Annotated in this window: 8 protein-coding genes and 2 pseudogenes; 4 read left to right on the top strand and 6 right to left on the bottom strand. The window is 61.3% G+C overall.

Annotated elements, in window-relative coordinates; all coding sequences use genetic code 11:
* Nucleotides 1-90: 90 nt before the first annotated feature.
* The 6 genes and pseudogenes from BMZ48_RS12730 to BMZ48_RS12700 form a co-directional block, all read right to left on the bottom strand.
* A pseudogene (locus tag BMZ48_RS12730) lies at nt 91-443 on the bottom strand (transposase); the annotation flags it as partial.
* A 40-nt stretch (nt 444-483) separates the two neighbouring features.
* Nucleotides 484-3,696: a CusA/CzcA family heavy metal efflux RND transporter gene (locus BMZ48_RS12725; protein WP_091535973.1), complete on the bottom strand. Its 3,213-nt coding sequence runs from the start codon at nt 3,694-3,696 to the stop codon at nt 484-486.
* 16 nt (nt 3,697-3,712) lie between these two features.
* Nucleotides 3,713-5,311, bottom strand: coding sequence for an efflux RND transporter periplasmic adaptor subunit (locus tag BMZ48_RS12720; RefSeq protein ID WP_091535969.1), 1,599 nt, complete (start codon nt 5,309-5,311; stop codon nt 3,713-3,715).
* A gap of 2 nt (nt 5,312-5,313) precedes the next feature.
* A complete protein-coding gene (locus BMZ48_RS12715; protein ID WP_143383704.1) occupies nt 5,314-6,630 on the bottom strand; it encodes a TolC family protein in 1,317 nt (438 codons plus the stop codon).
* Nucleotides 6,631-6,834: 204 nt separating this feature from the next.
* Complete coding sequence (gene czcI, locus BMZ48_RS13405) at nt 6,835-7,188, bottom strand: cation efflux protein, CzcI family (protein ID WP_091535966.1); 354 nt, start codon at nt 7,186-7,188, stop codon at nt 6,835-6,837.
* 209 nt (nt 7,189-7,397) lie between these two features.
* Nucleotides 7,398-8,488 (bottom strand): annotated as a pseudogene (locus tag BMZ48_RS12700) (IS5 family transposase).
* A gap of 487 nt (nt 8,489-8,975) precedes the next feature.
* Here BMZ48_RS12700 and BMZ48_RS12695 point away from each other — a divergent pair.
* The 4 genes from BMZ48_RS12695 to BMZ48_RS12685 all read left to right on the top strand — a co-directional run.
* A protein-coding gene (locus BMZ48_RS12695) for an IS3 family transposase (RefSeq protein ID WP_091535956.1) occupies nt 8,976-10,549 on the top strand; the annotation gives its coding sequence in 2 pieces (ribosomal slippage) (nt 8,976-9,414 and nt 9,414-10,549; 1,575 coding nt in all).
* 252 nt (nt 10,550-10,801) lie between these two features.
* Complete coding sequence (gene cadR, locus BMZ48_RS12690) at nt 10,802-11,284, top strand: Cd(II)/Pb(II)-responsive transcriptional regulator (protein ID WP_019561294.1); 483 nt, start codon at nt 10,802-10,804, stop codon at nt 11,282-11,284.
* Nucleotides 11,281-11,430: a hypothetical protein gene (locus BMZ48_RS13055; RefSeq protein ID WP_156824618.1), complete on the top strand. Its 150-nt coding sequence runs from the start codon at nt 11,281-11,283 to the stop codon at nt 11,428-11,430. Before cadR ends, BMZ48_RS13055 begins: the two co-directional genes overlap by 4 nt.
* Nucleotides 11,431-11,523: 93 nt before the next feature.
* The coding region (locus BMZ48_RS12685) for a transposase family protein (protein ID WP_143383703.1) at nt 11,524-11,739 on the top strand (216 nt) is incomplete at its 3' end.

The following is an 11,739-nucleotide window of genomic DNA, read 5'->3' as shown; positions in this document are numbered from 1 at the left end:
GCTGACACCGAGCGCCTATGCCAGGCAACTGGCATCGGCTACCATCCAACCCGGACTCTAGATCGAACCGCTACTGAAGGTGGGGGGATGTCGTGCTGTCCCCATCAGCGCGCACGCGCGTCGCTGCGAGATCCCGCGGCCCTGCAGATGGGCCACCGCTCGCCGCCGCTCGGGCGCGCCTAGAATTTTCCCCGCGCGATCTCCTTCATCACCTCGATCTCCAGATCACGCTCAGCCAGCAGCTTCTTCAGGCGGGCGTTTTCCTGCTCCACCGTCTTCAGCCGTCGCACGTCCATCGTCTCCAGTGACCCGAATCGTTTGCGCCAGGCATAAATCGTCGGCTCCGAGACCCCGTGCCGCTTGGCCACCGCTGCCACCGGTGCGCTGTCGGCCTCCCGAAGGATCGCCACCATCTGCTCATCCGTAAACCGCGCCTTCTTCATCTGCTCCTCGCTGCGTCAGCGGGAGCCATCTTCTCAGGATTCAAATGGTCCGAAAATCGGCTAGCAGGTCAGTCGCATCTTGCGGATGCACCGGCTCAGCAGTGACATCCTCTTCTTGCTCGTCTGGTCGATGGGCCAGACGATAAAGAATGGGGAGTACGAGTAGCGTCAGTAATGTGGAAGACACGATGCCGCCGATCACCACAGTGGCCAAGGGCCGCTGAACTTCTGCGCCGGTTCCAGTGGCAATCGCCATCGGGATGAAACCCAAAGACGCCACCAGGGCCGTCATCAGCACGGGACGCAAACGGGTCAACGCGCCGTCCCGAATGGCCGCGTCCAGAGGCATTCCCTCCTCTCGCAGGGTGCGGATGTAGGAAATCATCACAAGGCCATTGAGTACGGCGACGCCTGAGAGCGCGATGAAGCCCACTGCCGCCGAGATCGACATGGGGATGTCGCGCAGCCACAGCGCCAGGATTCCACCCGTCAACGCGAACGGAATGCCGGTAAAAACCAGCAAACCATCCTTGGCGTTGCCGAACATCGCAAAGAGCAAGACGAACACCAGGAGCAGAGAGACTGGAACAACGATCTGCAGGCGTTGTGTTGCCGACTGCAGGTTCTCAAAAGTTCCGCCCCAACTCGTCCAATACCCAGGAGGGATCTTGACCTGTGCCAGAGCTGCTTTTGCATCCGCGACGAACGAGCCCACGTCTCGACCACGAACGTTGGCACTTACAACGATGCGACGTTTTCCATTTTCCCTGCTGACCTGATTCGGGCCGGGTGCCAACTCGAAGCTCGCCACTTCACCCAGTTGAATGAAGTTGGTTCGGCCTTCAAGACCTCCCGTACCTGTTCCGCGCGGCAAAGGAATCGGCAAGCGCTTCATGCCTTCCAAGTCGTTGCGCAGGGATTCTGGCAACCGAACCACGATGTCGAATCGACGGTCGCCTTCAAACAGCGTCCCAGCCTCACGCCCGCCGATGGCGGTGGCCACGGCATCTTGGATGTCGGCCACGTTAAGCCCATAGCGCGAGGCTTTTTGGCGGTCGATATTCACGGTCAGCATGGGCAAACCGGTGGTTTGCTCCACCTTGACCTCGGACGCGCCGGGAATCTTCTGCAACATGGACGAGATCTCTTCACCCGTCTTATTCAGGACATCCATGTCGTCGCCGAATATCTTCACCGCAACGTCGCTGCGGACACCTGAGATGAGTTCGTTGAACCGCAGCTGGATCGGTTGAGAGAACTCGTAGTTGCTGCCCGGAATCTTGCCCACGACATCCTGAATGGCCGCCAGCAATTCGTCGCGCGACTTGCGCGGCTCCGGCCACTCGGACACCGGCTTGAGCATGATGTAGCCGTCGGAAATGTTCGGCGGCATGGGGTCGGACGCGATTTCAGCCGTGCCGGTGCGCGCGAAAACGCGGTCGATCTCGGGGAACTTGGCTTTGAGCGTTGATTCCAGCTGCTGCTGCATTGCCACTGACTGCGAAAGGCTGGTGCCAGGAATGCGCAAAGCCTGAATGGCGAAATCGCCTTCGTTCAGGCTGGGCACGAACTCGCTGCCCATGCGGGTCGCGATCAAGCCGCACAGCACCACTGCCACGGCGGCTGCCGTGAGCACCACCGCTTTAGCCGTCATCACGCGATCCAGCAGCGGGCCATACCAGCGCTTGGCCTGCACCATCAGCCAGTTTTCCTTCTCGCTGACGCGGTTGCCGATGAACAGTGCGACTGCAGCCGGGATGAAAGTCACTGACAAAATCATCGCCCCAACCAGCGCAGTAACCACTGTGAACGCCATGGGATGGAACATCTTTCCTTCAACGCCGGTCAGGGCGAAGATGGGCAGGTACACCACCATGATGATGAGCTGACCAAACAAGAGCGGGCGGCGCGATTCCTTGGAGGCAAGAAATACCTCGTGAAAACGCTCCGAGCGCGTCAAAGGCCTGCCGTACTGAGCTTGTGCATGGGCCAGGCGTCGCACGCAGTTCTCGACGATCACCACCGCTCCGTCGATGATGATGCCGAAGTCCAGTGCCCCCAGACTCATCAAATTGGCGCTTACCTTGTAGGTCGCCATCCCCGTAAAGGTGAACAGCATCGACAAGGGGATCACGGCCGCCGTAATGATGGCCGCGCGAATGTTGCCCAGGAACAGGAATAGGATCACGATCACCAGGATCGCGCCTTCCAACAAGTTCTTCTTCACCGTGCTGATGACTTTGTCCACCAAGACAGTACGGTTGTAAACGGTCACCGCATGAACGCCTTCAGGCAGACTGCGGTTGATTTCAACCATTTTTTTGTCGACTGCTTGAGAGACGGTTCGACTGTTCTGGCCGATGAGCATGAAGGCCGTGCCCAGCACCACTTCGCGCCCGTTGGCTGTGGCGGCACCCGTGCGCAGTTCACGCCCCAGCCCAACCTCGGCCACGTCACGCACCCGGATCGGCACACCACCGACGCTGCTGACGATCACGTTGCTGATGTCCTCCAAGGTTTTGACCTGACCGGGCGCTCGAATCAGATATTGCTCGCCACGCTTTTCGATATAGCCCGCGCCCACGTTGCCGTTGTTGCGCTCCAATGCCGTCACGATGTCCTGCAAGGTGACGCCCAGCGAGGTGAGGCGCTCAGGATTAGGGGCGATCTGGTATTCCTTGGAATAGCCGCCAATGGAGTTGATTTCTGCGACGCCGGGCACGTTGCGCAACTGTGGCTTGATGATCCAGTCCTGAATCTCGCGCAGATCGGTGGCCGTATAGGGTTGGCCATCAGGCTTCTTCGCACCATCCTTGGCTTCGACCGTCCACAGGTAGATCTCGCCCAAGCCGGTCGAAATCGGACCCATGGTCGGGGTAATTCCGGGGGGCAACTTGTCGCGCGCCTCCTGGAGGCGTTCGTTGACCAATTGGCGCGCAAAGTAGATGTCGGTGCCGTCCTTGAAGATCACAGTCACTTGTGACAGTCCATAGCGGGACAGGGAACGGGTTTGCTCCAGGTTGGGAAGGCCCGCCATCACGGTCTCAATCGGGTAAGTCACCCGTTGCTCGGTCTCCAGCGGCGAGTACCCCGGCGCTTGGGTGTTGATCTGTACCTGGACGTTGGTGATGTCCGGCACGGCATCGATGGGGAGCTTCTGGTAGTTGAATACGCCGACGGCCGCCATACCGATGACTGCCAGCAACACCAACCATCGATGTTCGATGGATGCTCGAATAAGTTTTTCAAACATGTGCGTGGCTCCGGTATCAATGGGTGTGTTCGGCAGAGGCTTTGCCGAGCTCAGACTTCAGGACAAAACTTCCTGCTGCCGCGTAGGGAGCCCCCGGCTTGAGTCCTTGCACCACCTCGACCCGCTTGCCATCACTGCGGCCCAACTGCACGGGCTGGGCAATGAAGCCTCCGTTCACTTTCAGGAACACCACGGGCTTGTCGCCCAAGGTCTGAATGGCGTCACTGGCCACAGTCACGGGTACTTCCGCCTCCGATGCAGTCACCTCCACACTGACAAACAGACCAGGACGCCAAACGCCCTTGGGGTTGGACAAGACCACGCGGGCCTTGGCCATGCGAGTCTGTTCACCGATCAACGAACCCACAAAAGTTATGGTTCCGGTCGCGCTGGCATCGAAGGCCGTCGCTTTGATGGTGACCTTCTCGCCAACCCTGACCAGCGGCAAATCCTTCGCGGGCACGTTGATCTCGGCCCAGACCTCTCCCAGGTCAGATACTGTGAACACGGCGGCATCTTCCTTGACTGCCTCACCGAGGCTGAGATGTTTTTCAATCACCAAGCCGTCGAATGGCGCGCGCAGCTCGAAGCGATTGAGCCCCCCCGAAGATCCTGATGTCAGACCCAAGGCAGACAGCTTCTGCTGGGCGTTGGCCACGGCGACCTCTGCCTCGTGTAAGGCTTGCTTGGCTTGCAGGTAGTCCTGCTCGGCAGAGATCTTCTGCTCCCAGAGCCGCTTTTCACGCTCATACGTGGTCTTGGCCAAGGTCAATCGCTTTTGTGCTGTCTGCAACTCGCTGCGCAGCTCTGATGCCGCCGGGCTGGCGATGACGGCCAAAACTTGGCCTCGTCTGACCGCCTGCCCCAGACTGACCTGCACACTCTCGACCACACCCGCAATGCGCGGAACAATGTGCGAAGTCCGGTCTTCATTCAGACGAATTTCGCCTGGCAATTGCAAAACAGACTTGATGCGCGCAGGACCTGCCGTGTCGATGCCAATGGATGCGGCCTTGATTTGTGCATCGCTAAGCTCGACCTTCCCTTCCTCTTGGTTCAGGACGAACATGAAGAGCTCGGTGGCAGTCTGGGCAACGATGCTGATCTCGAACGCGTGTGGCTCGGGCACCACCTCACGGCTCACCAGGCTGTCCTTGTCAGGTGCAAAGTTGAGGGTCTGCGTCTCTCCGGTCAAGCGCGTGATGGTGGCGCTGACTTTGGCTGCATTGTTTGGAAGCGGCTTATCTTTGCTGAACAGCCAGATCCGCAGGCGTGGTTCGCCTCCGTCCTCGGCCAGCAAAGCCTCCAGCCCAAAATCTCCTTCCTTGAACAGCTTGCCGCCATGAGGCCCCTTGCTGGGGCCTTCGTGGTGCTCGCCGTCAGCGTGGCCTTTGTCATGATCGTGCCCATCGCCACTCGTCTTGCCGTGGTGCTCACCATCACTGTGCGCTTTCGCTTCAACGTGGCTGCCATGACCGTGGCCATCATCTTCCGCCGTCTTGCTTGTCTTGTTGCTCAGAATGGCGGTGCCAAGCACTACGCCAGTCACGGCAATTGCAGCGATGGCGACCAACTGCTTTTTGCTGATGTTCAGTTTTTTTGTGTCGATTTTCATATTCATTCCTGATTGGATGGCTTGTCGGCATTCGGGGTGGAGTCGCCGAGCACCCGGTCAATGTCCGCCGCCGCGCGATGCGCTTCGGCCAGTGCCTTGAGGTATTGGGACTTGGCGGCGAAGTAGGTGCGCTGCGCGTCTAGCACTTCGAGGAAGTTGAACTTGCCGTTCTCGAATCCGATGGTGGCTGCGTCGTAGGCACTCTTAGCCCCGGGGAGTACGTCCCGTTGCAAGACCTCGACTTCCCTGCGAATGGCGTCCAGCCGCTCGCGGGCTTGCATCACTTCAGTGCCGACTCGCACGTTCAACGCCTGGAGTTCGTCCCGGGCTTTGTCTTCGCGCTTCAGCGCTTCCAGCAAGTTGCCCTGATTGCGATCAAACAACGGCAACGGCACGGAGACGCCGAACAGCAGCTGATCACGCTGCAGCTCATTGGAGCGCTTCACTCCCAGGCTGAAGGTGACATCGGGTACCCGCTTGCTGCGCTCCAAATCGACCAGTGATCTGCGGCGTTCCATCTCTAGCTGCGCACGACGCAAGGTTGGCGAGACAGACAGGCGTTGCTGGACACTGTCGAAGCTTGGAACGGGCGGGAGCGCTTCAATATTGCCCGCGACGAGGGTGAAGCGAGGTGGATTGGCACCCAGCAAGCTGGCAAGACGTCCCCGAGCGTTGCGCAGCTCGCTTTGCGCCTGGGCGAGTTCAACGCGCACCCCGGCCTCAGCCACCCGGGCCTTTGATTCTTCGACGGGAGAAGCCTTACCCGCTGCCACGCGCTTGGCAACCGCGTCGGTCACTTTTCTCGCCAAATCGACACTGTCAAGAGCCAGTGCTACACGCTCCTGGGCTGCCAGCGTTTCGAAGAAGGCAGCGACCACAGCGGCGCGGATTTCGATGCGCCGCACATTCAGGTCTTCCACTGCGATGTCGCGCCCTCGCTCGGCGGCCGCGATACGGGCCGCGCGCTTGCCGCCCATTTCAACGGGAAGGTTGATCTGCACGCTTTGTGTACGGGTCTGTGCGCGCTGGTCTTCCAGTAAATAGGCAAGCTCTGGGTTAGGGCGCGCTTGCCCTTGAAGCACCTGACCTTCAGCAGCCTCAATTTCACGTTTTGCGACGGTAAGGTCTGGATTGCCGTCGAGCGCCAACGCGATGGCTCTCTGCAACGTCAGAAGCGTCGCCACATCGGCCTGCGACTCAGATTGGGCTGTGCGGTTGGCTTGCGCAGCAGGCAGCGATTGGGCAAAAGATACCCCTGCGGTGAGCGCAATAAGCAGGCCCGCTGCAGTTGCCTTTTTTTGTAGCCCTATGAACGGCAAGTGACGCCCGTCATTTTTGCTTGTGAATACTCTTCAACATCCGATTCTCCAGTGATTTCAAAGACACGAGGAAATCGGCGGAGAGCGATCCAAATGATCGCCTGCTACATCGTCACGTCAGCGGCGCAAAGGCGGCTTTGTGCGGTCACGCACCAAGCGCGACTGCTTTAGTGACGACGAGGGAAGGAACGCGCTCCCCGCCGATCAGGCGAGGACACGCCACTGCGGGCGTTCTAAGCGTTCGAAAGGGGGCGACGTAAGATGCAGCCAGTAGTCCGCTATGTCTAGGGACGAGCTGAACATCGGCGGGAGAGTCACCTCCCCAGGCAGGGCTGATGAACACCCCGCATGGCAGGATGCGCAATCAGGGTCACCGCCACCGGTTTTGGCTGGATCGGGTGCTGTCTCTTTACCATCAGTAGCCTTGTGCTGATGGTCATGGTGACCGAAGTGTTTGGCTGCGGCCCCAGTTTCGTGCTGGCAATAGGATGCAATCGCTGCCCAACTGAGCTGCAGCGGCATCAATACCAGCAGAAAAATCATAGACAAGCGACGCATGGACAAGATTGTAGCAGCTATAGTGTTTTGGCGGAAGGGCCGGATTCGGCTCCGCTTAGCAGGCCGTTGAAAAAGTGGGCATCGAACGCATCAGGGACGCTGTTTTCGAAGAAACGAGTGGCCCAGACGCGTCTGCGCAGCGATTGCACCGGCCAATCTGGCCTGTTTGCAGGCCATCTCGCCCATTTCGGGCGCACGTATCCCCGGGCTCACGCATGATGCGCGTCCCACCAGCCGCCGATGCTGCCCATGCGCACCAGGTTGTAGGTGGCAAAGCACAGCAGCGCCTGACCCGTGAGCTTGGCCTGACCGATGAGCTTGGTCTTGGCCAGACCACCCACGGTCTTGATCCAGCCAAAGGCCTCCTCAATGCGCTTGCGCACCTTCTGACTGGTCTTGTAGCCCTCGTGTCGGGTGATCCGGGCATCCACCGCCGAGTGCTTGTCCTTGGCCGCTACGTGCGGCGTGACCTTGAGCTTTCGGCAGCCCTTGATGAAGGCCTTGCTGTCGTAGCCCTTGTCGGCCCCGACCGTAGCCCGCTTGTTCTTGTTGTCCCGACGCTTCAACATGGCCAGCGCCGCCTCGCGCTCGGCGGTGCCGCTGGCATGGGTGATCTCCACGTCCACGATCAACCCGTTGCGGTTTTCCATCAGGATGTGGCCCATGTGGCACAGGCGGGACTTGTCGCCCTGGCTCTTCTTGAACAGGCGGGCATCGGCGTCCGTGGTGCTGGCGTGGGTGTCGTTGCAGCGCTCCTGCCCTTTGAAGTCCACCTCGGGGTTGCGCCCGGGCGGGCTGGCGCTGTCGTCGTCCCGGCGCTTGAAGCTCAAGGGCTCCGCCCAGGCCTCGATCAGCGTGCCGTCCACGCTGAAGTGTTCGTCGCTGGTCAACTTCGCCCAATCGGCGGTGTGCTTGACCCGCTCGAAGAAGGCGCGGGCCAAGTCTTCGTTGAAGAGCCGCTCGCGGTTGGCGCTGAAGGTGGAGTGGTCCCAGACCTTGTCCTCGATGTTCAGGCCCACGAACCAGCGGTACAGCAGGTTGTAGTTGACCGCTTCGACCAACTGGCGCTCGCTGCGGATGGAGAACAGGATCTGCAGCAGCAGGGCCTTGAGCAGCATCTCCGGCGGCACCGAGGGGCGGCCCCGGCGGGCGTACACCGCGTCGAACTCGCGGTTCATCGTCGCCAGCAGCGCAACGACTGCGGCGCGCAGTTTGCGCAGCGGGTGTGTCTGCGGCACGCGCTCTTCAAGGCTGATGTAGCTGAACATCGCTTGCCTGGGAAGTCTTGGTTGCCTCTCATCGTCCTCGTCTGGGTTGTTCGCCGATGGCTTCAGATCGTACTGGCCGACGCCAGCGTCGACGGGGGATTTTTCAACGGCCTGCTAGCTCGGCACACCCGCGCACCCAGTCTCGGTCCATTGCGCCGAACTTCGGGCCTGGGAGGTCACGCAGCAGCGCGACGGTTGCACCAGTAGAAGGTTCACTCCGCGTCGCGGGCCTTCGTGCCGTTCGGGGCAAAGAGATGCGGGCATCCTATCCCCCCGCGTCAGAATACTTGTCGCCCCGATAGGACCAGAGCTGTGAGACTGGTTCATTGATGGTGGTGGGAGGCTGTGGAGCTTGTGGGCGAAGGCCGGCGCGGTGGGCAACGCGGATGCGTTGTCCACGGCAAGCTGGCCGGTGCGCGAAGCGCATCGTCCACAAATGCACAGCCTGTGCGGCGCCGAAGGCGCCGCCCCCCGCACACCATCGTTTCATCGACACGGGGGCGCGGATGAGAGAAGAAGTTGGCCCGATACGGACAAGCATTCAAGGACCGGGCGGTGGCACGCATGCTGCCGCCGGAGAGCGCCGCACCGCAGGTGGTGTCGCGCGAGATCGGAGTGGGCGTGGACACGCTGGAGCGCTGGCGCGCTGAGTCGTTGGCCAGGCCGGCGAAGGAGCGCGTGTGGACAGCTGCCGCGCGCCTGGAGGCGGTGATCACGACCGCGGCGATGGACGATGCCTCGCGCAGCGCCTGGTGCCGCGAGAACGGCGTGTACGCGCAGCAACTGCAGCAATGGCGAGACAACGCGGTGCGGGCACTGGCTGCACCCGAGCAAGTACGTGCCAGCCCCTCGCAGACCAAGGAGGATCGGCGCCGCATCAAAGAGCTCGAGCGAGAGGTACGCCGCAAGGACAAGGCCCTGGCCGAGGCGGCGGCGCTGCTGGTGCTGTCAAAAAAAGCCGAGGCGATCTTCAACAGGAACAAGGGCGAGGACGAATGATCGGCCTCGAAGATCGCCAGGAAATTGCCCGAGACATCGAAGCGGCTTGCGATGCCGGTGCGCGCCTGAAGCCAGCGTGCGAACTCATGGGGATCAGCGCGCGTACCTTGCAGCGCTGGAAGGCCGGCCAAGGCCTGGAATCGGGCGATGGCAGGCCGCAGGCCGTGCGGCCGGCGCCAGCCCATGCGCTGAGTGATCGCGAACGTGCGCAGATCGTCAGCGTGGCCAACGAGCCGCGCTTCGCCGATCTGCCGCCGGCGCGCATCGTGCCGACGCTGGCTGACGAGGGCGTCTACATCGCCAGCGAGTCCAGCTTCCGCCGCGTGCTGCGTGCGCAGGGGCAAATGAGTCACCGCGGGCGCGCCAAGGCACCACGCAAGGGCCGGCCACCGACCACTCACGTGGCCACCGCGCCGCGACAGCTGTGGTGCTGGGACATGACGTTCCTGCCAAGGGATGTCGCCGGACGCTGGTTCTTCCTGTACCTCATCATGGACGTGTACAGCCGCAAGATCGTGGGCTTCGAGGTGCACGAGGACGACGACTGCGACCACGCTGCGCGGCTCGTGCAGCGCACGGCGCTGGCCGAGGGCATTCACGCCATGCCGCGTGACGAGCGACCCGTACTGCACGGCGACAACGGCGCCACGCTGAAGGCCACCACCGTGCTGGCCATGCTGTGGTGGCTGGGCGTGAAACCGTCGTACTCACGGCCCCGCGTGAGCGACGACAACGCCTTCGTCGAAAGCCTGTTCCGCACGGCGAAGTACCGGCCGGAGTTCCCAGAAAAGGGCTTTACGGATCTGTGCGCCGCGCGCGAGTGGGCGCGCCAATTCGTGCATTGGTACAACCACGATCACAGGCACAGCGGCATCCGCTACGTCAGCCCGGCACAGCGCCATGAAGGCCACGACGTCGCGATCCTTGCGGCTCGGCACCAGGTCTACCTCCAGGCTCGCGAACGCAACCCCGCGCGCTGGTCACGCGGCACACGCGACTGGTCGCACATCCGGGCCGTTACCCTCAACCCTGAACGCGACTCTGTGGTCACAACGGCTGTGAGCCGAGGAGACATTCAGCCGATTGCTGCGTGACAGAGGCGACAAGTAGCTTGACGCGCGCCGGCGTGTCGTCGATTACCGGTGCGTGGGTCTGCACAGCGGCAGGCGAGCAATGCTTGGCACATCCGCGACTCTCCGACGTAGCAGAAATTTCATCAAGCTTGGTATTTTGGTTCATGAGGGCTCCTATTGTTCCGTCCATTAGAAACCCTGTAGCAACTAAAGAGTCAAGAGAGTAAAATGCACGTCATCGATGCCCTCAGTACATCAAGTCAAGGGAAGTAAATGAAAATCGGTGAACTGGCCAAGGCCACCGGCACGCAAGTGGAAACCATCCGCTACTACGAGCGCGAAGGCCTTTTGCCTGAAACATCGCGCACCGACGGCAACTACCGCATTTATGGCGAGGCGCACGCGCAACGCCTGTCATTCATCCGCCACTGCCGGTCGCTGGACATGACGCTGGACGAAATCCGCGTACTGCTGCGTTTCAAGGATGCGCCGACCGAAAACTGCGGCGAGGTGAATGCATTGCTGGATGAACACATCGGCCATGTTGCCGCCCGCATTCGGGAATTGCGCTCGCTGGAGCGGCAACTTAAAGGGCTGCGGGATTTGTGTCAGGAAGCGCGGGATGCTGCCCACTGCGGCATCTTGAATGAGCTTGCTCGCCAAGGCTCCGAGGGCGGCTCCAGCGCGGCCGGACACGTGCATGGTGCGCACGGTCGTTCCGTTGAACGCAAGTCCATAAATGACAAGAGAAAATGAAATTGAACGACTCCGGCATCCCCGCCGCGCTGGCCGCTGCCGTACTTTTCGGCGCAGGCACGCCGCTGGCGAAACTGCTGCTTGAGCATGCTGGCCCCTGGTTGCGGCTCTTCGTCATTTCGTGTGGAACCCAACAGTCACAATGACTCCTGGTCGTCGAGCCCGGTGGGCATGTGTGCAGGCCGCTGGCCGGCCTGTGCACATGTCCACGAGGCGTGTTTGATCAGGAGGATGAGTCCATGGGCATTGCCGTAGAAGCTCTGTTCACCAGCGCGCTGGGCTTGCAGCCGCCGTGGGTCGTCGATGACGTCAGGCTCGACACCGCCAAGCGGCGTATCGACTTCGAGATCGGCTGCCACACCAGCAGGCTCGCCTGCCCGGCATGCGGTGCGGCCACGCAACCGGTGCACGACCGGCTGCGCCGATCCTGGCGGCACCTGGACTTCTTCCAGTTC

The sequence above is a fragment of the Fontimonas thermophila genome (assembly GCF_900113085.1).
Taxonomy (GTDB): domain Bacteria; phylum Pseudomonadota; class Gammaproteobacteria; order Nevskiales; family Nevskiaceae; genus Solimonas; species Solimonas thermophila.
Note: the sequence above shows the minus strand (reverse complement) of the source record. Positions and strands in the feature narration are given on the sequence as shown.